The sequence below is a fragment of the Streptomyces sp. NBC_01288 genome (assembly GCF_035982055.1).
Lineage (GTDB): Bacteria > Actinomycetota > Actinomycetes > Streptomycetales > Streptomycetaceae > Streptomyces.
This window is the reverse complement of the sequence record NZ_CP108427.1, coordinates 3,494,121-3,515,577: the sequence shown is the minus strand read 5'-3', so window position 1 is coordinate 3,515,577 and position 21,457 is coordinate 3,494,121. Positions and strand designations below refer to the sequence as shown.

Genomic DNA, 21,457 nt, shown 5'->3' with positions numbered 1-21,457 from the left:
GTCGCGGCAGGACGGGGAGAGTGCCTGTCCCATGCCGACGGACTCGCGGCGCGACGACCATCGAGTGCTCGTCGTCTGCGTCAGGGGCGGTTAGGGAGCCCGCCGGTCTCCGCGTCTCGGCCTGTCAGGCAGTACGTGCCGCCCGCCGGGTCCCGCATCACGGTCCAGTGCCTGCCTTGGGAGACGACGGTCGCGCCGAGGTGCTCGTGCAGTACGACGGCCTCGTCGATGTCCGCGCAGGCCAGGTCCAGATGGGCGGACGCGGGGCGTTCCTCGCCGAGGCGTTGGAGCAGGATGCGGATCGGCTGGCCGGGCGGGGGCTTGAGCACATGGAACTCGGGCAGCGCGCCCGACAGTGAGGCCCAGTCGGGCAACAGGGCGCTCCAGAAGGCGACTTCGGCGTCGTAGGAGCCGGGGCCGATGTCGAGGGACACCTGGTCGAGGCGGGTGCCGGCCACGACGGGCGGCCGTACGGACTCGCCGTGCCAGGGGCCGGCGCAGAACAACTCCCCCGCGGGGGACCGGAGTACGGCCCAGCCGTCGTGCTCGGCGACGGTCTCCGCGCCGAGCCGCAGCGCGGACTCCACGAACGCCGGTACGTCCTCGACGGAGAAGTCGAGATGAGCGCCGCCGAGGCCGGAGTCCACGCCCTGGATCTTCACGCAGGCGTCGGTGCGGTCGGACAGCAGGGTGACGAACTCGCCCTCGTCACCCCGGAGTTCGGACAGCCGGGTGTCCGTGACGGCCGTCCAGAAGTCGCGGGCGGCGCCGAGGCGGTCGTGCGGGCGGTCGACGAAGGCGTAGGTCCAGCGGATGCTCGTAGCGCTCATGGCGTGATCGTAGGCGCGGGGCAGGGAGCCGCCCGCGTGTTTTTCGGCCGCCGGTCGGTCCTCGCTCCGTCAGTCCTCACTCCGCTGCATGAACCGCAGCATGTTCCCGGCCGGGTCGCGGAACGCGCAGTCGCGGACGCCGTACGGCTGGTCCGTCGGTTCCTGGACCACCTCGGCGCCGGACTCCTGGACCCTGGCGTAGAGGGCGTCGCAGTCGGCGGTGGTGAAGTTGACCCCGCGCAGGGTGCCCTTGGCGAGTAGTTCGGCCATGGCCTGCTTGTCGGCGGGGGAGGCGTCCGGGTTCGCGGCCGGCGGCTCCAGGACGATCTCCACGTCAGGCTGCAACGGCGACCCCACGGTCACCCACCGCATGCCCTCGAAACCGACGTCGTTACGGATTTCCAGCTCCAGGACGTCGCAGTAGAAGGCGAGCGCCTTGTCGTGGTCGTCGACGGCGATGAAGCACTGGCGGAGTTTCAGGTCCATGGACGACAGGCTAGGGGCGGAGCGGCGGTCCCGCCCGGTTCGGCCGGGTAAAGGTGCGGGCCACGCAGGACGGGATCACCGTGCCCGCCTCGTGGGAACGGGCGCGGTAGGCGCTGGGCGTCTCACCGACCAGCTCGGTGAAACGGGAGCTGAACGAACCGAGCGACGTACAGCCGACGGCCATGCACACCTCGGTCACGCTCAGGTCCCCGCGCCGCAGCAACGCCTTCGCGCGCTCTATCCGCCGGGTCATGAGATAGCTGTACGGCGTCTCCCCGTACGCGGCGCGGAAGCTGCGCTGGAAGTGGCCCGGGGACATCAGCGCGGTGCGGGCGATCGAGGCCATGTCGAGCGGTTCGGCGTACTCGCGGTTCATGCGGTCGCGGGCCTGGCGCAGCCGTACGAGGTCGTCGCGGTTCACGTCGTCCAGGATGGCACGGGGCCGCTTTCACCGGGCCGGGAACAGCGGGTCTCTTGCGGGCTGTGTGCGGACCGCGGGGAGCGGCCGCCCGCGGTGCCGCCCGCTGCCCGGGACCGCCGCGGCGCACAGTCCGGCTCCGCCCTCAGGCGGCCTCCGATCACCATGCCGTGTCTGCCGTCTGCCGTTACAGTGGTGCCCGGCCGCGACTGGCGAGGGTGGACAACCACCGGGAAGCGGCCGTTCCTTCACGTGAGCGTCGACCGCCTGGGCGCCTCCGTCAGTGATCTTCAGCTGAGGAGGCCATGACGTGGAACTGCGTTACGGAATCAACCCGCAGCAGCAGCCCGCCGATGCGACACCGGTGCGGCCCGGCCGGTGGCCGGTTCGGGTGGTGCGGGGAAGCCCGTCGTACATCAACATGTTGGACGCGCTGAACGGCTGGCAGCTGGTGTACGAGGCGAGCCGGGTCCTGAATCGGCCGGCGGCCGCTTCCTTCAAGCATGTCTCACCCGCCGGTGCCGCCGTGGCCGGGGCCGTCGATGACGTGACAGCGGAGCTCCACGGCGTTCAGCAGCACGATGTAGGCCCCCTGACCAGCGCGTATCTGCGCGCACGCGATGCCGATCCGAAGTCCTCCTACGGAGACTTCGCCGCCGTCTCGCACCCGGTCGACGCGGAACTTGCCGCATCGCTGGCCCGCGTGGTCTGCGACGGCGTCATCGCGCCGGGCTATGCGCCGGGCACCGTGGGAACGCTCGCCAAGAAGAAGAACGGCCGCTTCCTCGTCATGGAAGCGGACCCGGCCTTTGTGCCGCCGGAGCGTGAGACGCGCGAGGTCTTCGGCCTGCGCCTGGCCCAGCAACGGGACGAAGTGCCGCTCGCCGCCACGCTGTTGGAGAACGTCGTGTGCGGTGCGCTGCCCACGACGGCCGCGGAGGATCTTCTGCTCGGCCTGGTGGTGCTGCGTCACACCCAGTCCAACTCGGTGTGCTACCTGCGGGACGGGATGACGCTGGGCATCGGCGCGGGACAGCAGTCCCGCGTCGACTGCACGCGGCTTGCCGGCGCGAAGGCCGACACCTGGTGGTTGCGCCGCCATCCGGCGGTTCGCGCCCTCGCCTTCCGGCCGGACATCCGGCGCCAGGACCGGATCAACTGGCAGATCCGCTCCGTCGAGGGTGACCTCACGCCGGACGAGAGCACCCGCCTCTCCCGTGCGCTGTCACAACCGAGGGAAGCGCTGACCGGCAGCTCGCGCGCCGAGTGGACGGCCCGTCTGAAGGGCGTCGCGTTCGTCTCCGACGGGGCTTTGCCGTTCCGCGACAACGTCGACCACGCACAGCGGCACGGTGTCCGCTACATCGCCGAGCCGGGCGGATCGATCCGCTCCGCCGAGGTCGAGGACGCATGCCGCGAGCATCGGATCACCCTCGTACGCACCGGCCTCAGGCTGTTCCACCACTGAGGAACCAGGCCCTGCGACGGCGCTCGCGGGGCGCCGCGTCAGAAAAGCGCCGCCTCCCTCCCGACCGACACCAGAAAGCGCGGCCGCATGCTCTCCCTCCACGACCTGCTGTCCGCAAACTCCTATCCGGGCCGCGGGGTTCTGTGCGCCCGCACCCACTCCGGAGCGGTTCTGGGTGGTTACTTCCTCACCGGCCGCAGCCCTGCCTCGCGCGACCGCGCCCTGCGACTGATCGACGGTGAGCTCGTGGTCGGCCCCCTCACCATGGGGAGACACGATCCGCTGCGCCACTACGCCGCCGCCACGGCCACCGGCGGCTGGCTGGTTCTGGGCAATGGTGAGCAGGTGTCCCAGGCCGCGGAACGACTCCGTGCGGGAGCCGCGCCCACCGAAGCGCTCAGCGGCTTCGCGTACGAACCGGACCCGCCGATCCGGACGTCCCGGATCACCGCGCTGATCAGCCGCGACGGCGGACGCACCACCGTTTTCGGAGCCGCCCGGCCCAGTCGCGCCGCACGTCCGACCAGCAACGTGATGACCCTCGCCGTACAGGATCTGGAACCCGGCGAGGCGGTCCTGCTGACCACCTACGACTCCGATGGCGAACGGGTCTCGGTCGCCGCTCCCTTCACCGAGGCCGCTGTCGGCGCCAGGAACGGTGAGGAACTGCTGGACGAGATCTGGTCCGGGCTCGACGAACGGTTCCGGATCGCCGCCGCCGTCGTCGATCCTGCCCGGGGACCGGGCTCTGCGATCCAGCGTTCCGTTTGAGCTGCGACGCTTGTAGCGCACCATCACGGTTCGAGAGCCCCGCCGGTCATCGCGCACACGGCCTCCGGCGTTGGCGTAGAACGACGAAGGGGCTCCGCCGGTGAACCGGCCGAGCCCCTTCCCCAAACCCGCTGACCTGCGCCCGCCGACCTGCGATGGTGCACCGATCGCCGGTCGGTCGGGTCGGGCCGACTGGGTGTCAGGCCTTCTTGGTCTCCCAGAAGATCTTGTCGATCTGGGCGATGTAGTCGAGCGCCTTCTGGCCCGTCGCCGGGTCGGTGGACGCCTTGGCGGCCGAGAGGGCCTTCAGGGTGTCGTTGACCAGCTGGTGCAGCTCCGGGTACTTCTCGAAGTGCGGGGGCTTGAAGTAGTCGCTCCAGAGCACCGAGACGTGGTGCTTCGCGAGCTCGGCGCGCTGCTCCTTGATGACGATGGCGCGCGCCTGGAAGTGCGGGTCGTCGTTGGCGGCCATCTTGTCCTGCACGGCCTTCACCGACTCCGCCTCGATGCGGGCCTGGGCCGGGTCGTACACACCGCAGGGCAGGTCGCAGTGCGCGCTGACCTTCACCTTGGGGGCAAACAGGCGGGAAAGCATGGAGCGTTCCTTCCTCGTGATCGTCTTCTCAGGTGGGACATTACTCCCTGGAGAAGCTGATTTCGCGAGTGCCCCCATGGGCTTAGGACAAAAGTCCAGGGTCGGACTCAGACTGGTGGAGGATAGGACCGGGGAGGTGCCGGGGATGCCGGAGCTGTCGCAGGAGACCGAGCGCGGGAGGGCCGCACTGCCCTTCGGGACGGCCGAGGTGACCGGGCCGTCCATGGTGCCGACGCTGCTGCACGGGGATCTGCTCGTGGTGCAGTACGGGGCGCGGATCAGGCCCGGCGACATCGTCGTGCTGAGGCATCCGTTCCAGCAGGACCTGCTGGTCGTGAAGCGGGCCGCGGAGCGGCGGGACGGCGGGTGGTGGGTGCTCGGGGACAACGCGTTCGCCGGTGGGGACAGTACCGATTACGGCGCCGTGCCGGAGGATCTGGTGCTGGGCAGGGTGCGTTTCCGGTACCGGCCGCCGAAGTCCGGTCAGCGGTCGCCGCTCGCGCTCGTCCGCTGGGCGCTCTCGGCCGCCAGGCCCGTGTTTCCCGACCGGTCGGCCTCCAGGCGCTTCCGGGCCCGGTAGGCGGCGACGTTGGCGCGGGTCGCGCAACGGTCCGAGCAGTAGCGCCGGGAGCGGTTCGTCGAGGTGTCCAGGTAGGCGTTGCGGCACGGCGCCGCCTCGCACAGGCCCAGGCGGTCGACGCCGTACTCGGTGAGATGGAAGGCCAGGCCCATGGCCGCGATCGCCGCGTAGCCGGCCGTCGCGTTCGACGGGTGGTCCGCGAGGTGCATGTGCCACAGCGGACGGCCGTCGTCGTCACGGAAGTTGTGCCCGGAGATCTGCGGGCTGACCGGGAACTCCAGCAGGAGCGAGTTCAGCAGGTTCACGGAGAGGGTCTCGTCGCCGCCGTCGGCCGCCTCGAAGACCGCCCGCAGCCGCCCCCGGACCGAACGGAAGCGGGTGACGTCGGCGTCGGCGGCGCGGCGGGCCGCCTCCTGGTTGGTGCCGAACAGGTCCCGCACGGCCTCGACCGAGGTCAGGGCGTCCTTGCCCCGCGCCGGTTCCTCGGTGTTGACGAGGCGTACGGCGTAGTCCGAGTAATAGGCCAGTTCCACTTGTAGTCCTTACGGAGGCGCTCTATGGTCGTGGATGCGGTCGGGTAACAGCTGATCGTGCTTCCAGGGTATTACGACAGTGAGTGGACAGGGGGTCCTCATGACGACCGGTGTCGGAACCGACTGGCAGGCCTGGCAGGAGAGCTGGGACCGGCAGCAGGAGTGGTACATGCCCGACCGGGAGGACCGCTTCCGGATCATGCTCGACATGGTCGAGGCCCTCACCGGCCCCGCACCCCGCGTGCTCGACCTCGCCTGCGGCACCGGCAGCATCACGGCCCGGCTGCTCGCCCGCCTCCCGGACGCCACCAGCACCGGGGTCGACCTCGACCCGGCGCTCCTCGCCATCGCCGAGGGCACCTTCGCGGACGACGAGCGGGTCACCTTCGTGACGGCCGACCTCAAGGACCCGGAGTGGACGACGAGGCTGCCGTACGACTCGTACGACGCCGTGCTGACCGCCACGGCCCTCCACTGGCTGCACAGCGAACCCCTCGCGGCCCTCTACGGTCAGGTCGCGGGACTCGTCCGCGACGGCGGTGTCTTCATGAACGCGGACCACATGATCGACGAGTCGACGCCCAGGATCAACGCGGCGGAGCGCGCGCAGCGGCACGCGCAGATGGATCGGGCCAAGGGGAACGGCGTCCTGGACTGGGCCGAGTGGTGGCAGCTCGCCGCCCAGGACCCCGTCCTCGCCGGACCGACGGCCCGCCGCTACGAGATCTACGGCGAGCACGCGGACGGCGACATGCCCTCCCCGGCCTGGCACGCGCGCGTACTGCGCGAGCAGGGGTTCGGGGAGGCCCGGGCGGTGTGGTGCTCGCCTTCCGACACGGTGCTGCTGGCGCTGAAGTAGGCCCAGATTCGCGGCCGTTGTGTCGCGCTGGTGTCGTTGCATCTTTGCGCAAGCGGGCAAGTGTCTGGGATGATCTTCTGTGGCCGGGTGGCTGGTGTGCCGCCCGAGAACGGAAGAGGACGAGTCTGTGTTGCAGCTCAAGAAGGCCGCTGGGGCAGTCGTGATGTGTGCGGTCGTGTCGGTCGCGGGATGGACCGCGGCGCCGGCGGCCTTCGCCGAAGGGAACGGCGGGTGCTACTCGTACTCGGACGTGGACACTTATCCCAACGACAGCACCCTGATCACCTGGAAGTCCTGCATCAGCAAGAAGGCCACGCGAGTGGGGCACCCCTACGCGATCGTCTCCATGGGGAAGAAGCACCCGAAGTGCAAGATCCTCATCACCGCCGTCACCACCGGCGAGAAGATCGTCTCCAAGAAGGTCTACACCTGCCCGACGGGGAAGGTGGTCAACAAGCGCTACAACGGCAAGGACTTCCACGGCAAGGGACAGTTCGAGACCTTCGTGCACATGTACAACGTGACCACGGAGGGCAACCTGTCACCGCGCAGCCCCTGGCTCAACCTGCACTGACGTGAAACGGCTGATGCCGCCCACCCCGGCCGGGGTGGGCGGCATCAGCCGTTCGGGATCGTTCAGAGCACCTTGGACAGGAACCCCTGGGTGCGCTCGTGCTGAGGGTTCGTCAGGACGTCGCGCGGGTGGCCGGATTCGACCACCACGCCGCCGTCCATGAAGACGAGGCTGTCGCCGACCTCGCGGGCGAAGCCCATCTCGTGGGTGACGACGATCATCGTCATGCCGGACTCGGCGAGGTCGCGCATGACGTCGAGGACGTCGCCGACCAGCTCCGGGTCGAGGGCCGAGGTCGGCTCGTCGAAGAGCATCAGCTTCGGGTCCATCGCCAACGCCCGTGCGATGGCCACCCGTTGCTGCTGGCCGCCGGAGAGCTGCGAGGGGTAGTTCTGCGCCTTGTCGGACAGCCCCACCCGCTCCAGGAGCTGCATCGCGCGCTCCCTGGCCTGGCCCTTGTTGACGCCCCGGACCTGCACCGGCGCCTCGGTGATGTTCTCCACGGCCGTCATGTGCGGGAACAGGTTGAAGCGCTGGAAGACCATGCCGATGTCCCGGCGCTTCACCGCGACCTCGCGATCGCGCAACTCGTAGAGCTTGTCGCCCTGTTGGCGGTAGCCGACCAGCTCGCCGTCGACGTACAGCCGGCCCGCGTTGACCTTCTCCAGGTGGTTGATGCACCGCAGGAAGGTCGACTTGCCGGAGCCGGAGGGGCCGATGAGGCAGAACACCTCGCCGGACTTCACCTCCAGGTCGATGCCCTTGAGGACCTCGACCGGGCCGAACGACTTGTGGACACCCTCGGACTTGACCATCGGGACCGAGGGGTCCGTCGTAGCGGCGTCGTCGGTCTTGCTGAGCTTCGGGCTCATGCCGCGCCTCCCGTCGGACGGCCGATGGACAGCATGTTCGCCTTGATCTTCTGATATGGCGTGTTCGGCAGCGCGCGGCTGGAGCCGCGGGCGTAGTAGCGCTCGACGTAGTACTGCCCGACGCTCAGGACCGACGTCATGATCAGGTACCAGGCGGCGGCGAGGAAGTACATCTCCACCGGGGCGCCGGAGTTCTGGCCGATGTCCTGGGCGTAGCGGAAGAGCTCCGGATACTGGACGGCCGCCACGAGCGAGGTCGTCTTCAGCATGTTGATCACTTCGTTGCCCGTCGGCGGCACGATCACGCGCATCGCCTGCGGGATCACGATCCGGCGCAGCGTCTTGGCATGGCTCATGCCCAGCGCGTGCGAGGCCTCGGTCTGGCCCTCGTCGACGGCGAGCAGACCGGCGCGGCAGATCTCCGCCATGTACGCGGCCTCGTTGAGGCCGAGGCCGAGCAGCGCCGTCAGCAGCGGCGTCATGAAGGCCGACCAGTAGTTCTTGTAGATCGGACCGAGGTTGATGTAGTGGAAGACCAGGCCCAGGTTGAACCAGAGGAACAACTGGACCAGGACCGGGGTGCCGCGGAAGAACCAGATGTAGAACCAGGCGATCGACGAGGTCACCGGGTTCTTCGACAGCCGCATCACCGCGAGGCCGATGCCGCCGACGATGCCGATGACCATCGACAGGACCGTCAGGAGGAGGGTCTTGTAGACACCGGTCATGATCCGGTGGTCGAAGAAGTAGTCCGGCACGGCATGCCAGTTGATCTGGCCATTGCCGAACGCGTAGATGATCGAGACCAGGATGCCGATCGCGATCACGGCGGAGACGTACCGGCCGTAGTGCCGGACCGGAATGGCCTTGATGGGTTTCGGGGCGGCCGGGGGCGCGTCCTGCGGCCCCGGCGCCCCGTCGATGTCAGTAGTCACGGATGTTGCCTCTCAGCGACGGCGGACCCGCGGTCACTTGCCGCCGTTGACCACGGACGACTTGACGGCACCGTCCTCGGCGCCCCACTTCGTCAGGATCTTCTGGTACTCACCGCTCTTGATCACGGCGTCCATCGCGGCCTTCAGCGCGTCCCGCAGCTGAGTGTCGCTCTTGGCGACCGCGATACCGTACGGCGCCGCCTCGACCTGGTCGCCGACGAGCTGGAAGTCCTTGCCGCCGCCGGAGGTCTTCACCGCGTAGGCCGCGACCGGGAAGTCGGAGGAGGCCGCGTCCGCGCCACCGGAGCGCAGGCGGGTCTGGGACTGCTGGTCGTCGTCGAAGGCCTCGATGGTGATCTTCTTGCCGCCCGTGCACTTCTTCGTCTCGGACTTGGCGAGGTCCTCGGAGACGGTGCCGCGCTCGACGGCGAGCTTCTTGCCGCACAGGTCGGACCACGAGGCGATGTTCTCGGTCTGGCCCTTACGGGTGTAGATCGAGACACCGGCGGTCAGGTAGTCGACGAAGTCGACGCCCTCGCCGACCTTCTTGCCCGTGTCGGGGTCGACACCGTCCTGGCGGTTCTTGTTGTCCGTCATCGCCGACATCGCGATGTCGTAGCGGTTGGACCGCAGACCCGTGAGGAGCGCGTCGAAGGTGCCGTTCTGGAACTCGAACTTCACCCCGAGCTGCTTGCCCATCGCGGCGCCGAGGTCCGGGTCGAGACCGACGACCTTGCCGGCGTTGTCCTTGAACTCGACCGGCGCGTACGCGATGTCCGAGCCGACCGTGATGACGCCCTTGTCGCGGATCGCGGAGGGCAGCTTGCTCGCCAGCGGCGCCGAGCTGGTGGACGAGCTGGAGTCGTCCTTCTTGGTCTGGTCACCACAGCCGGCGAGCAGCAGGGTGGAGGCGACCGCGATCGCACCGACCGCTGCCAGCCGGGTGTGCGGGGCGGTCGTACGACGGGTGAATCTTGCGGTCATGGTGGGTTCCTCCGGCGGATGGATGGCGGTGCCGACGGGTCGACGAGAACACACACCTTCGGGTGTCGCGACCTCGTGTGATTAGGGCATCTTGCCATTCGGACTGGACCATTCAGGGGACCAGCCATGTCAAAATCGGATAACGGGTGAACCCCGAATCGCATCAGGTCGGTACATCGAGACGCCCTGATCACGGACCATCTGCTGGAATCACTCGTTCCGGCCGGAAGATCTTCGGCATGTCTCACGATGTGATCGATCATCGTTCCGCCCTCGGCCGCCGAGATGTGACCTTGCGCCTATTGGACTCGTCCTCGGTGCCGTCCGTCCGGTAAGAAGGTTCTTTACACCCCTCATCCGGGGCTCAGGGCGCGTGTGCGGCGCGCCCGTCGCGCAGGTGCTCGTACGCATCAAATCTCTGGGCCCTGCGCGGTGCCCGCCCACCCCTCACCAGGGAGTGGCCACCCTCAAATCAATGAAGACCTAAGGGGTAAGACAAAGTGGCAGCGGAGATCGTCAATCCTCGCAGCGACAGCAGTACGGATCAGGACGGCGGGGCCGAGCCCCTCCATTCCTTCGATCCGGCGTTCGCGCTGCACCGCGGCGGCAAGATGGCCGTGCAGGCCACCGTGCCGATCCGCGACAAGGACGACCTGTCCCTCGCGTACACACCCGGCGTCGCGCGCGTGTGCACCGCGATCGCCGAGCAGCCGGAACTCGTCCACGACTACACATGGAAGTCGTCCGTGGTCGCCGTCGTGACGGACGGTACGGCGGTGCTCGGACTCGGCGACATCGGTCCCGAGGCATCCCTCCCGGTCATGGAGGGCAAGGCGATCCTGTTCAAGCAGTTCGGCGGCGTGGACGCGGTGCCGATCGCGCTGGCGTGCACCGGCGTCGACGAGATCATCGAGACCGTCGTGCGGCTCGCGCCCTCCTTCGGAGGCATCAACCTGGAGGACATCTCGGCGCCGCGCTGCTTCGAGATCGAGCGCAGGCTCCAGGAGCGGCTGGACATCCCGGTCTTCCACGACGACCAGCACGGTACGGCGATCGTGACGCTGGCGGCGCTGCGGAACGCCGCGCGGCTGACCGGGCGGGAGCTGGGTGACCTGCGGGCCGTCATCTCCGGTGCGGGCGCCGCCGGCGTGGCCATCGCCAAGTTCCTGCTGGAGGCGGGGCTCGGTGACGTCGCCGTCGCCGACCGCAAGGGTGTCGTCTCGTGCGACCGGGACGACCTCACTCCGGTCAAGCGTGAACTCGCGGAGATCACCAACAAGGCGGGAATCTCCGGGTCGTTGGAGGCGGCGCTGGAAGGTGCCGACGTCTTCATCGGGGTTTCCGGGGGTACGGTGCCGGAGCCGGCCGTGGCTTCCATGGCCGAGGGTGCGTTCGTCTTCGCGATGGCCAACCCGAATCCCGAGGTGCACCCGGATGTGGCGCACAAGTACGCGGCGGTCGTCGCCACCGGGCGGTCGGACTTCCCGAACCAGATCAACAACGTGCTGGCGTTTCCGGGGATCTTCGCGGGGGCGCTCCAGGTGCGGGCGTCCCGGATCACGGAGGGGATGAAGATCGCGGCGGCGGAGGCGCTGGCGGGTGTCGTCGGGGACGATCTCGCCGCGGACTATGTCATTCCGTCGCCCTTCGACGAGCGGGTCGCGCCTGCGGTCACCGCGGCTGTGGCTGCGGCGGCGCGGGCGGAGGGGGTTGCCCGGCGGTAGCTCGAACGGCCCCGTCCGTCTTGGGCGGGGCCCTTCTTTACCCACCCGCCCGCCCGTTCGGGGGATGTGGAGGGTGGACGTTGCCTGTGGGTGGCTGGTGTCGCTTGGCGGCCTCGGGGCGTGGGGGCTTTTTTGTTTCCCGCCCGCCCGTTTCTGGCCGGTTGAAGGGTGATCCTTTGCCGTGGAGGGCAGGGGTCGCTCGGCGGCTGCGGGCGGTGGACGGTGGGGTCTGGGGGCGCAGCCCCCAGGAAACGGTCACGCAGACACCCCGCACCCCTCGCGCAAGAGGGCATGTGTCACAACCCGAGGTAGTTCCCTGGTCAACCGGCGGAGCCTATCGTCGGGGGCATGTTCGCCGTCTACGCCGCCCGAATCGACCGCGACCAGCCGCTCTCCGGCCTTGAGTTGGGGGAGCGTCCCGCCCCCGAGGCCCGGCCGGGCTGGAGTGTCGTCGACGTCAGGGCCGCCTCCCTCAATCACCATGACCTCTGGTCCCTGCGCGGCGTCGGCCTCGCGGAGGACAAGCTGCCGATGATCCTCGGCTGTGACGCCGCAGGTGTCGACGAGGACGGCAACGAGGTCGTCCTGCACTCCGTCATCGGGCAGACCGGTCACGGCGTCGGTCCCAAGGAACCCCGTTCCATCCTCACCGAGCACTACCAGGGCACCTTCGCCGAGCGGGTCGCCGTACCGACGTGGAACGTGCTGCCGAAGCCGAAGGAACTCTCCTTCGCCGAAGCCGCCTGTCTGCCCACCGCCTGGCTGACGGCGTACCGCATGCTCTTCACCAACTCCGGTGTACGGCCCGGTGATTCGGTGCTCGTACAGGGTGCCGGCGGGGGCGTCGCCACTGCCGCCATCGTCCTTGCCAAGGCGGCCGGGCTGCGCGTCTTCGCGACCAGCCGGGACGAGGCCAAGCGGAAGCGGGCGCTGGAACTCGGTGCCCTGGAGGCGGTGGAGCCGGGTGGGCGGCTGCCGCAGCGCGTCGACGCCGTCATCGAGACCGTCGGCGCCGCCACCTGGTCCCACTCGGTCAAGTCGCTGAAGCCCGGCGGCACGATCGTCATCTCCGGTGCCACCAGCGGCGACCGCCCTTCGCACGCCGAACTCACCCGCATCTTCTTCCTCGAACTCAAGGTCGTCGGCTCGACCATGGGCACCAAGGACGAGCTGGAGGATCTGCTCGCCTTCTGCGCGACCACCGGTGTACGGCCGGTCATCGACGAGGTGCTGCCCATGGACCGCGCCCGCGAGGGCTTCGAACGCCTCGACTCCGGCGGCCAGTTCGGCAAGATCGTCCTCACGAACGGTTAGCGACCCCGGTTTCAACCCCTTCCCTGTGTGTGGCTCTGTGCGTGGCTCAGCGCGTGGCTCTGTGCGGCCGGTCCGGTTCTCCGGGCCGGCCGTCTGCGTGTGTCGCCCTTGCCCGTCAACTTTGGTTGACATCTGGGGCGCGTCAACTTAGGTTGACATCATGACCGAAGCAACGGATCTCGCCGAGCGCGCGGGTGACCGTGATCCACGGGTCGGCCTGCGTGCCGTCTCCGCGCTGCGCAGGCTGGTGGAGCAGTTGGAGGCGGTGCAGGTGCGCAGTGCGCGCAACCAGGGCTGGTCGTGGCAGGAGATCGCCGCGGAACTCGGTGTCAGCAGGCAGGCCGTGCACAAGAAGTACGGGAGGCAGTGATGTTCGAACGGTTCACGAAGGACGCCCGCGCCGTGGTGCAGGGCGCGGTGGAGCACCGCGAGCGGTCGGGGCCCGGTTCCGTCGACCCCGAGCACCTGCTGCTGGCCCTCCTCGACCGCCGGGGCAGCCGCGCCTCCTTCGCCCTGACCGCCCTCGGTCTCGCCCCCGAGGAACGCAAGGAGTCCGTACGGCAGGCTCTCGGCGACGCCCGTCGGCGTGCGGGGCTCTCCCAGGCCGAGGCCGACGCGCTGGCCGGGCTCGGTATCGACGTCTCGGAGATCGTCGCCCGGGTCGAGGAGGTGCACGGCGTCGGGGCGATGTCCGGTGAGGGGAAGTCCAGGGAGTCGTGGTCGGGGCGCCGGACCTTCAGCCGAGGCGCCAAGAACGTCCTGGAGAAGTCCCTGCGCATCGCCGTCGCCCACCGCGACCGGCACATCGGCGACGAGCACCTCCTCCTCGCCCTGACCATCCTCCCCGGCGTACCGGGTGAGGTGCTCGCCGATCACGGGGTGACGCACGAGGCGGCCACGCGCGTGCTCTACGGCGGGGGAGAGGCGAGGGCGGCGGGCTGAGAGGCCTGGGACTTGGTGATCCGCGCGCCGGGGTGGTGCGCCTGGGATTGATCCCCTGGGCGCACCACCTGCGGTTCGCGGCTCCGGCTCAGCCCTTGCGGCCGCCGCGCAGCACCGCCCCGATGTGCGCCGCCGCCGCGGACAAGTGGCGCCGGGTGTCGCGGAGTTGGTCCTCGGTGACGCCATGGTCGCGGGCCGCGTCACGGATGTCGTCCCGGAAACGGTCGAGGAGCCGGTCCAGATCGCGGGCCGGTTCACCGGTGGAGTCCTCGTGGGCCCAGGTCGGTTCGTACTCGGCGGGGAAGTCCTCCGGGGTCTGGCCGTACTCGGGTGTCGATCCCCCGGGTGTCGTGGTCGGGGCCGACTTGCCGGTACTCGGCCGCCCCCCGAACCCGAAGTCCTTGCCGAACTCCTTCCCGAAGTCGCCGAACTCCTTGGCCAGTTCGGTCAGGCTCTCCCGTACGCCCGTGGGCCAGTCGCCGCGCGCGAAGTGGTCCTGGGCGTGCTCCTGGACCTGGCGGCCGATGCGCTGCATCTCCTCCTGGGCCTGCGCCCACGCCCGCGTCTGCGCCTCCTTGGCCTGGCGCCGGGCCTGCTGAGCCTCCTCGCGGGCTCGTCGGCTCTCGTCTTTCGCGCGGCGGGCCTGTTCCTTCCACTCCTGCTTGGCGCGGCGCATCTCCTCCTTGGCGGCGCGCCACGACTCCTTGTCACCGAAGTCCGTGAAGTCCCCGGCGGGGCCTTCGTGTTCACTCCGATGACCGCGCCCGGTCCCGTTTCCCTGCCGGGCCTCCGTGGCCGCCGCGCGCATCTCGCGGCGCAGGTCGCCCGCGGCGCCCCGGACGTCGGCCCGGATCTCGGCGGCCAGTTCGGCGACCGACTCGCGGATCTCCAGCTCCAGGTCGGCCAACTCGCCGCTGCGGTCGGCCAGTTCGGCGCGGCCGGCGTCCGTGATGGCGTACACCTTGCGGCCGCCCTCGGTGGTGTGGGTGACCAGGCCCTCGGCCTCCAGCTTGGACAGGCGCGGGTAGACCGTGCCCGCCGAGGGCGCGTACAGCCCCTGGAAGCGCTCCTCCAGGAGGCGGATGACCTCGTAGCCGTGTCGGGGGGCCTCGTCCAGCAGCTTCAGCAGGTAGAGGCGGAGGCGGCCGTGGGCGAAGACGGGAGGCATGTCAGAGCACCTTCTTGTCGGTCGTGCCGTCGGCTGCGGTGGTGCCGGAAGCACCGCCCGGGCCGGAAACGGAATTGTCCCCCGAGTTGCCCTGAGCCCCGTCCACAGGGGCGCCGGAAGCGTCGTCCGTCACGCCGGGCGCGGGCGCGTCCGCAGAGTCGTCCGAAGCGTCCGGCCCCGTTTCCCGCGGCCTCGCATCCTCGGCCGTGTCACCCGGCCCACTGTCCTCGGGCCCCGTCGCCACAACAGGCTTCGCCGCTGCATCGGGCCCCTTCGTCATGTCAGCCCGAGGTGTCTTGTCAGCCCGCGTCGCGGAGACGGTCGCCTCCGCGTCCCCGCCCCGCGGCCCGTCGTCCTCGCCCTCGTCCTCCGCCGCCGGGCGGCGCAGCAGCGCGATCGAACCGGAGACGGTCGTGGCGCGCAGCTTCCCCGTGCCCGCGCCCAGGCGGCCGGTGATCTTGTGGGCGCCCCACTGGCCGTGCACCCGGAGTCCGTCGAAGGCGTTGGAGATCGAGCCGCTCGCCGTGTTGGCCTCGACGTCCGCGTCCGCGGGATGCGGGAGGCGGATGGCGATCTCGCCCGAGACGTTGGTGAGGCGGACGTCGGTCGGGCCGTCCGGGTCGAGGTCCACGATCATGGAGCCGCTCACGGACTCGGCGCGCACGGAGGGGCCCGAGCCCTCGACGACGGTGAGGTCGCCGGAGACCGAGTTGAAACGGAGGTCGCCGGTGACGGCCTGGGCCTCCAGGTTCCCGGAGACGGTCTCGGCGCGGACGGATCCGGAGAGGCTGACGAGGGTCGTGTCGCCGGTGACCCCGCGTACCACCGAAGGCCCGCTGATCCCGGAGACGACGGCAGCGGCGCCGACCACCCCGACCTCGACCCGGGTGCTCGCGGGGACGGCCAGGGAGACCACCGCGCTGCGCCGCCAGCCCTTCCGGTCGAGCCACTTGAGGAAGCCCTTCCAGGGGAGGTCCTCGTACGCCACCGTCAGCGTGCCGTTCTGCTGGGTCACCACCAGAGGTGGCCCGTCGATCTCGGAGATTTCCATGCGGGCGGAACCCTCGTCCGTCCCCACGACGTTCACCGTTCCGTTGACGATGCGCACGTGGAGATCGCTCACGGGCTCGTCGAACGTGAGCTTCTTGGGCTCTGCGACGGACCACTCGGACATGATGCAGACCTCCTCGGCCTAACCGGACGGAACATGACGCGCCATATCGCGTCTTCCGAGAAACACGATATATCGCGGATGCGGAAAGTCAAGACACTCGTTCCGGTGACCACCGGAGGTCGGACGTCGAGCACCGGGCGTCGAACAACCGGCGGAAAAGGGTGCATTGCCCTAGCGTGTGACCATGTCGACGGAGAAGCCGCAGGCCAGACACCGGACCGGTGCCACCCCGGGCGCCCTGCTGCTCTGCCGGGCGGACCCCGAGTCCGTCGCCCAGGCGGCCCATCCGCTCCGCGAACGCATGCTGCTGACCCGCGCGGGCGACGACTGGAGCGTGCTCGTCCCCGAGGGCAAGCCCTGGCTGCACGGCGGGAAACCGGTCGACCGCGTCCTCACCGGCTGGGCCACCGCACTCGCCGTCGGCGCCCCCTGGCCCGTACTCGCCCTGTGGTGGGACGCCGACCGCGCGGGCTACACCCTGGCCTCGGGATTCCGCCGCCCCGTCGGCTACGTCTGGCTCACCGACGGCACCCCGGCCGGCGAGGACGAGGCGATGCGCACCTTCGCCGCCCGCCTCGGCCTGGACCCCGTACTGGACCTACAGTCCCTGGACCAGCTCACGAGACCGGACCCCGAAGCCGACGCCCGCGCCCGCCTCCGTGGCCTCCTGGCGGTCCTCACGCGCGCGGGAGTGGCCCTGCCCACCGGCCTCACCCCGGGCGAACCCGCCGACCGGCTCCGGGAGATCGCCCGCGTCCGCCCCGATGCCCGGCAGGTCGAACGGGCGGGTTGGCGGGAAGCGGTCCGCGCGGAACTCGACGCCGTCGACAGCAGCCGTCTCGGCCCCTGGATGCCCTGGTCCGGCACCCCCAGGGCACGCGCCCTGGCCCTGACCCAGGCGGCAGCGGGCCTCCCGCTCGCTACCTGGGGCCTACGACGCCGTAGCGGAGGCTGGTCCGTCGCGGGGGCGCTGCTCCTGGCCCACGGCACGCTGGGCCTCGCCTACGACCTCGCCCGCCCGCGCGACTGACGGACAGGGGCGGCACGGCCGTAGGAACTACTCGTCGTCGTCCTCGTCGTCCAGTCGGGCCAGCCAGGTCGCCAGGCGTTCCACCGGGACCTCGAAGTCCGGGTTCAGATCGACGAACGTCCGCAGCTGCTCGGCGAGCCACTCGAAGGTGACTTCTTCCTCGCCGCGCCGCTTCTCCAGTTCTTCGATGCCACGGTCCGTGAAGTACATGGGTCAAGGATAAGTGCGCGCAAACGGCCGGGCCGCACCCCCGGAGTGGGGGTGCGGCCCGGCCGCGTACGACAGTGCGGGGCGCTTACGCCTCGAACACCTCACGCACCAACTGCTCCTGCTCCGCCTGATGCCGCTTGGCCGAACCCACCGCCGGCGACGAGCCGTGCGGGCGGGAGATCCGCCGCAGGCGCTCGCCGTGGGGCACGTCCGCGCCGACCGCCAGGTCCAGGTGGTCGATCAGGTTCAGGGCGATGAACGGCCAGGCGCCCTGGTTGGCCGGCTCCTCCTGGGCCCAGAGGTACTTCTCGGCGTTCGGGTACTTGGCGATCTCGGCCTGGATCTCGGCACCGGGCAGCGGGTACAGCCGCTCAAGGCGGATGATCGCCGTGTCCGTGGTGCCGCGCTTGGTGCGCTCGGCCTCCAGGTCGTAGTACAGCTTGCCCGTCACGAAGACGACCTTGCGGACGGCCGCCGGGTCCGTCACCGACACGTCGCCGATGACCGGGCGGAACTGGCCCGTCGTGAATTCCTCCGTCTTCGACGCGGCGGCCTTGAGGCGCAGCATCGACTTCGGGGTGAAGACCACCAGCGGCTTGTGGTGCGGGTTGTGCACCTGCCACCGCAGGAGGTGGAAGTAGTTCGACGGGAGGGTCGGCATCGCGACCGTCATGTTGTTCTGCGCGCAGAGCTGGAGGAAGCGCTCCACGCGAGCAGAGGAGTGGTCCGGCCCCTGGCCCTCGTGGCCGTGGGGGAGGAGGAGCGTGACGCCGGACGTCTGGCCCCACTTCTGCTCCGCCGCCGAGATGTACTCGTCGACCACCGACTGCGCGCCGTTGACGAAGTCGCCGAACTGCGCCTCCCACATCACGAGCGCGTCGGGGCGGGCCAGCGAGTAGCCGTACTCGAAGCCCATGACCGCGTACTCGGAGAGGAGGGAGTCGTAGACGTTGTAGCGCGCCTGCTCCTCGGAGAGGTACTGGAGCGGGGTGTAGTCCTCGCCCGTCTGACGGTCGATGAGGACCGCGTGGCGCTGGCCGAACGTGCCTCGGCGGGAGTCCTGGCCGGAGAGGCGCACCGGGGTGCCCTCAAGCAGCAGGGAGCCGATCGCCAGCGTCTCGCCCATGCCCCAGTCGATCGTCCCGTCCTCGACCATCGTCGCCCGGCGCTGCAACTGGGGCAGCAGACGCGGGTGGACGTGGAAGGTGTCCGGGATGTTGACCTGGGACTCGGCGATCCGCTTCACGACCTCCGAGGAGATCGCCGTGGACACCGCGACCGGGAACTCCGCCTGCGGGTCCGACATCGGGGCGGCACCCGGCTGGGCGGTCGCCTCGCGGACCTCCGTGAAGACCTTCTCCAGCTGGCCCTGGTAGTCCTGGAGCGCCTGCTCCGCTTCCTCAAGGGTGATGTCGCCCCGGCCGATCAGCGACTCGGTGTACAGCTTGCGCACCGAGCGCTTCTTGTCGATCAGGTCGTACATCAGGGGCTGGGTGAAGGCCGGGTTGTCCGACTCGTTGTGACCGCGGCGGCGGTAGCAGATGAGGTCGATCACCACGTCCTTGTTGAACGCCTGACGGAACTCGAAGGCCAGCCGCGCGACGCGGACCACGGCCTCCGGGTCGTCGCCGTTCACGTGGAAGATCGGGGCCTCGATCATGCGAGCCACGTCCGTGGCGTACATCGAGGAACGCGACGACTCGGGAGCCGCCGTGAAGCCGACCTGGTTGTTGATGACGATGTGGATCGTGCCGCCGGTGCGGTAGCCGCGCAGCTGGGACATGTTGAGCGTCTCGGCCACCACGCCCTGGCCCGCGAAGGCCGCGTCACCGTGCAGGGCGAGGGGCAGGACCGTGAAGTCCGTGCCGCCCTTGTTGATGATGTCCTGGCGGGCGCGGACGATGCCCTCGATGATCGGGTCGACCGTCTCCAGGTGGGACGGGTTCGCCGCGAGCGTGACCTTGATCTGCTCGCCGTCCAGGCCGGTGAAGGTGCCCTGGGCGCCCAGGTGGTACTTCACGTCGCCGGAGCCGTGCATCGACTTCGGGTCGAGGTTGCCCTCGAACTCGCGGAAGATCTGGGCGTACGACTTGCCGACGATGTTCGCGAGCACGTTCAGGCGGCCGCGGTGGGCCATGCCGATGACGACCTCGTCGAGGCGCGACTCGGCCGCGCTGTCGATGACCGCGTCCAGCAGCGGGATGACCGACTCGCCGCCCTCAAGGGAGAAGCGCTTCTGGCCGACGTACTTCGTCTGGAGGAAGGTCTCGAAGGCCTCCGCCGCGTTCAGGCGGCGCAGGATGCGCAGCTGCTCCTCGCGCTCCGGCTTGGAGTGCGAGCGCTCGATGCGGTCCTGGATCCACTTGCGCTGCTTCGGGTCCTGGATGTGCATGAACTCGATGCCGGTGGTGCGGCAGTAGGAGTCCCGCAGCACTCCCAGGATGTCGCGCAGCTTCATCAGGGACTTGCCGGCGAAGCCGCCGACCGCGAACTCCCGCTCCAGGTCCCACAGGGTGAGGCCGTGCTCGGTGATGTCCAGGTCGGGGTGCTTGCGCTGGCGGTACTCCAGCGGGTCGGTGTCGGCCATGACGTGGCCGCGGACCCGGTAGGAGTGGATCAGCTCGAAGACGCGGGCGGCCTTCGTCACGTCGTTGTCGTGCGACGCGTCGATGTCCTTGAGCCAGCGGACCGGCTCGTACGGGATGCGCAGCGCCTCGAAGATCTCGTCGTAGAAGCCGCTCTCGCCGAGCAGGAGGTTCGCGACGTTCCGCAGGAACTCGCCGGAGGCGGCGCCCTGGATGACCCGGTGGTCGTAGGTCGACGTGAGCGTCATGACCTTCGAGATGCCGAGCTTGTTGAGGGTGTCCTGGCTCGTGCCCTGGAACTCCGCCGGGTAGTCCATGGAGCCGACGCCCATGATGACCGACTGACCGGGCATCAGACGCGGCACCGAGTGGACGGTGCCGAGGCCGCCGGGGTTGGTCAACGACACGGTGACGCCCGTGAAGTCATCCATCGTCAGCTTGCCGTCGCGGGCACGGCGGACGATGTCCTCGTAGGCCTGCCAGAACTCGAAGAAGTTCAGCGTCTCGGCCTTCTTGATGCCGGCGACGACGAGCTGGCGGTCGCCGTTCGGCTTCACCAGGTCGATGGCGAGACCGAAGTTGACGTGCTCCGGCTTGACCAGCGTCGGCTTGCCGTCCTTCTCGACGAACGAGTAGTTCATCGACGGCATGGCCTTGATGGCCTGCACCATCGCGTAGCCGATGAGGTGGGTGAAGGAGATCTTCCCGCCCCGGGCACGCTTCAGGTGGTTGTTGATGACGATGCGGTTGTCGAAGAGCAGCTTGACCGGGACCGCGCGCACGGACGTCGCCGTGGGCACCTCGACCGAAGCGTTCATGTTCTTCGCGACCGCGGCGGCGGGACCGCGCAGCGTGATGAACTCCGGGCCACCGACGGCCTCGGCCGCCGGCTCGGCCTTCTTCGGCTGAGCGGCCGGGGCCGCCGCCTTCGCAGGCGCAGGAGCCGGGGCTACGGCCTTCACCGGCGCCGGAGCGGCCGCTGCGGGCGCCGGCGCGGGGACCGCCGGAGCGGCAGGCGCGGCGGGCGCAGCAGGAGCCGGGGCCGGGGCGGCGGGTGCCGCCGGGGCCGGGGTGGTTCCTACGGCCCCCGCGGCCGCAGTACCCGCCGAAGTCGAGGTCGGGGCGGCAGCCGCGCCCGGCTTGTAGTCGGCGAAGAAGTCCCACCAGGCTCGGTCTACCGAGTTCGGATCCTGGAGGTACTGCTGATAGATCTCGTCGACGAGCCACTCGTTGGGCCCGAACGCCGCCGCGGGATTCTTACCCGCGGCTTGGTCGGACTCGGTCGAGATGGTCGAGTTACTGGGGGACTGTGACGACACGGCGGCAACCGCCCTCTTCCGCTTCACAAGGTGATGGACAGCGGGAATTAAGGCTACGCCCCCATGACGGCCAAGGTCAGGTCGGG

At 69.6% G+C, this 21,457-nt stretch carries 22 protein-coding genes and 1 riboswitch; of the genes, 10 read left to right on the top strand and 12 right to left on the bottom strand.

The window, feature by feature from the left end:
- Positions 1 to 80 precede the first annotated feature (80 nt).
- From OG194_RS15125 to OG194_RS15115, 3 genes are all read right to left on the bottom strand, one after another.
- Complete coding sequence (locus OG194_RS15125) at positions 81 to 830, bottom strand: VOC family protein (protein WP_327401371.1); 750 nt, start codon at positions 828 to 830, stop codon at positions 81 to 83.
- 69 nt (positions 831 to 899) lie between these two features.
- On the bottom strand, positions 900 to 1,316 hold the full coding sequence (locus OG194_RS15120) for a VOC family protein (RefSeq protein WP_318018756.1): 417 nt from the start codon (positions 1,314 to 1,316) through the stop codon (positions 900 to 902).
- A 10-nt stretch (positions 1,317 to 1,326) separates the two neighbouring features.
- Entirely contained in the window at positions 1,327 to 1,737 is a 411-nt protein-coding gene (locus tag OG194_RS15115) for a helix-turn-helix transcriptional regulator (RefSeq protein ID WP_327401370.1), read from the bottom strand.
- A 192-nt stretch (positions 1,738 to 1,929) separates the two neighbouring features.
- A riboswitch (ZMP/ZTP riboswitch) is annotated at positions 1,930 to 2,014 on the top strand.
- A 30-nt stretch (positions 2,015 to 2,044) separates the two neighbouring features.
- Here OG194_RS15115 and OG194_RS15110 point away from each other — a divergent pair.
- Positions 2,045 to 3,202 carry a phosphoribosylaminoimidazolecarboxamide formyltransferase gene (locus tag OG194_RS15110; protein ID WP_327401369.1) on the top strand — a complete coding sequence of 386 codons (1,158 nt, stop codon included), beginning with the start codon at positions 2,045 to 2,047 and terminating at the stop codon, positions 3,200 to 3,202.
- A gap of 87 nt (positions 3,203 to 3,289) precedes the next feature.
- Positions 3,290 to 3,973: an IMP cyclohydrolase gene (locus OG194_RS15105; RefSeq protein ID WP_327401368.1), complete on the top strand. Its 684-nt coding sequence runs from the start codon at positions 3,290 to 3,292 to the stop codon at positions 3,971 to 3,973.
- A gap of 199 nt (positions 3,974 to 4,172) precedes the next feature.
- Here the strand turns inward: OG194_RS15105 and sodN are convergent, their stop codons facing one another.
- Entirely contained in the window at positions 4,173 to 4,568 is a 396-nt protein-coding gene (gene sodN, locus OG194_RS15100; protein ID WP_019058247.1) for a superoxide dismutase, Ni, read from the bottom strand.
- A gap of 145 nt (positions 4,569 to 4,713) precedes the next feature.
- Here sodN and sodX point away from each other — a divergent pair, with 145 nt between their 5' ends.
- On the top strand, positions 4,714 to 5,148 hold the full coding sequence (gene sodX, locus OG194_RS15095; RefSeq protein WP_327401367.1) for a nickel-type superoxide dismutase maturation protease: 435 nt from the start codon (positions 4,714 to 4,716) through the stop codon (positions 5,146 to 5,148).
- Here sodX and OG194_RS15090 read toward each other — a convergent pair.
- Complete coding sequence (locus OG194_RS15090) at positions 5,052 to 5,681, bottom strand: CGNR zinc finger domain-containing protein (protein ID WP_327401366.1); 630 nt, start codon at positions 5,679 to 5,681, stop codon at positions 5,052 to 5,054. The two genes, sodX and OG194_RS15090, sit on opposite strands and share 97 nt — an antisense overlap.
- Positions 5,682 to 5,781: 100 nt before the next feature.
- Between OG194_RS15090 and OG194_RS15085 the strand changes: the two genes are divergently transcribed.
- Both OG194_RS15085 and OG194_RS15080 read left to right on the top strand, forming a co-directional pair.
- Entirely contained in the window at positions 5,782 to 6,540 is a 759-nt protein-coding gene (locus OG194_RS15085; protein ID WP_327401365.1) for a class I SAM-dependent methyltransferase, read from the top strand.
- A 127-nt stretch (positions 6,541 to 6,667) separates the two neighbouring features.
- Complete coding sequence (locus OG194_RS15080; protein ID WP_327401364.1) at positions 6,668 to 7,114, top strand: hypothetical protein; 447 nt, start codon at positions 6,668 to 6,670, stop codon at positions 7,112 to 7,114.
- Positions 7,115 to 7,176: 62 nt separating this feature from the next.
- Here OG194_RS15080 and OG194_RS15075 read toward each other — a convergent pair whose 3' ends face one another.
- The 3 genes from OG194_RS15075 to OG194_RS15065 are packed head-to-tail and all read right to left on the bottom strand — an operon-like array spanning position 7,177 to position 9,905.
- Positions 7,177 to 7,929 (bottom strand): amino acid ABC transporter ATP-binding protein, encoded by a 753-nt coding sequence (locus OG194_RS15075; protein WP_327407082.1) that lies wholly within the window; start codon positions 7,927 to 7,929, stop codon positions 7,177 to 7,179.
- A 53-nt stretch (positions 7,930 to 7,982) separates the two neighbouring features.
- Positions 7,983 to 8,921, bottom strand: a complete 939-nt coding sequence (locus OG194_RS15070) for an amino acid ABC transporter permease (protein WP_327401363.1) — start codon at positions 8,919 to 8,921, stop codon at positions 7,983 to 7,985.
- A 33-nt stretch (positions 8,922 to 8,954) separates the two neighbouring features.
- A complete protein-coding gene (locus OG194_RS15065) occupies positions 8,955 to 9,905 on the bottom strand; it encodes an ABC transporter substrate-binding protein (RefSeq protein WP_327401362.1) in 951 nt (316 codons plus the stop codon).
- A gap of 500 nt (positions 9,906 to 10,405) precedes the next feature.
- On the opposite strand from OG194_RS15065, the gene OG194_RS15060 reads away from it, so the two are divergent.
- The 4 genes from OG194_RS15060 (at position 10,406) to OG194_RS15045 (ending at position 13,885) form a co-directional block, all read left to right on the top strand.
- Entirely contained in the window at positions 10,406 to 11,629 is a 1,224-nt protein-coding gene (locus OG194_RS15060; protein ID WP_327401361.1) for an NAD(P)-dependent malic enzyme, read from the top strand.
- Between the two features lie 348 nt (positions 11,630 to 11,977).
- Positions 11,978 to 12,943 carry a zinc-binding dehydrogenase gene (locus tag OG194_RS15055; protein WP_327401360.1) on the top strand — a complete coding sequence of 322 codons (966 nt, stop codon included), beginning with the start codon at positions 11,978 to 11,980 and terminating at the stop codon, positions 12,941 to 12,943.
- A 160-nt stretch (positions 12,944 to 13,103) separates the two neighbouring features.
- The gene (locus tag OG194_RS15050) at positions 13,104 to 13,313 is read left to right on the top strand and encodes a helix-turn-helix domain-containing protein (protein ID WP_266772466.1); all 210 of its coding nucleotides are present in this window, start codon (positions 13,104 to 13,106) and stop codon (positions 13,311 to 13,313) included.
- Positions 13,313 to 13,885, top strand: coding sequence for a Clp protease N-terminal domain-containing protein (locus OG194_RS15045; protein WP_327401359.1), 573 nt, complete (start codon positions 13,313 to 13,315; stop codon positions 13,883 to 13,885). The genes OG194_RS15050 and OG194_RS15045 overlap by 1 nt, the downstream gene beginning before the upstream one ends.
- Positions 13,886 to 13,973: 88 nt before the next feature.
- Here OG194_RS15045 and OG194_RS15040 read toward each other — a convergent pair whose 3' ends face one another.
- Positions 13,974 to 15,053, bottom strand: coding sequence for a helix-turn-helix transcriptional regulator (locus tag OG194_RS15040; RefSeq protein ID WP_327401358.1), 1,080 nt, complete (start codon positions 15,051 to 15,053; stop codon positions 13,974 to 13,976).
- Position 15,054: 1 nt separating this feature from the next.
- Positions 15,055 to 16,227: a DUF4097 family beta strand repeat-containing protein gene (locus tag OG194_RS15035; RefSeq protein ID WP_327401357.1), complete on the bottom strand. Its 1,173-nt coding sequence runs from the start codon at positions 16,225 to 16,227 to the stop codon at positions 15,055 to 15,057.
- A gap of 184 nt (positions 16,228 to 16,411) precedes the next feature.
- On the opposite strand from OG194_RS15035, the gene OG194_RS15030 reads away from it, so the two are divergent.
- Positions 16,412 to 17,257 carry a hypothetical protein gene (locus tag OG194_RS15030; RefSeq protein ID WP_327401356.1) on the top strand — a complete coding sequence of 282 codons (846 nt, stop codon included), beginning with the start codon at positions 16,412 to 16,414 and terminating at the stop codon, positions 17,255 to 17,257.
- A gap of 27 nt (positions 17,258 to 17,284) precedes the next feature.
- On the opposite strand, the gene OG194_RS15025 is transcribed toward OG194_RS15030, so the two are convergent.
- Together OG194_RS15025 and OG194_RS15020 are read right to left on the bottom strand one after the other, a co-directional pair.
- The gene (locus OG194_RS15025) at positions 17,285 to 17,467 is read right to left on the bottom strand and encodes a DUF6104 family protein (RefSeq protein ID WP_019075209.1); all 183 of its coding nucleotides are present in this window, start codon (positions 17,465 to 17,467) and stop codon (positions 17,285 to 17,287) included.
- Between the two features lie 85 nt (positions 17,468 to 17,552).
- Positions 17,553 to 21,371 (bottom strand): multifunctional oxoglutarate decarboxylase/oxoglutarate dehydrogenase thiamine pyrophosphate-binding subunit/dihydrolipoyllysine-residue succinyltransferase subunit, encoded by a 3,819-nt coding sequence (locus OG194_RS15020; protein ID WP_327401355.1) that lies wholly within the window; start codon positions 21,369 to 21,371, stop codon positions 17,553 to 17,555.
- Positions 21,372 to 21,457: the final 86 nt, after the last annotated feature.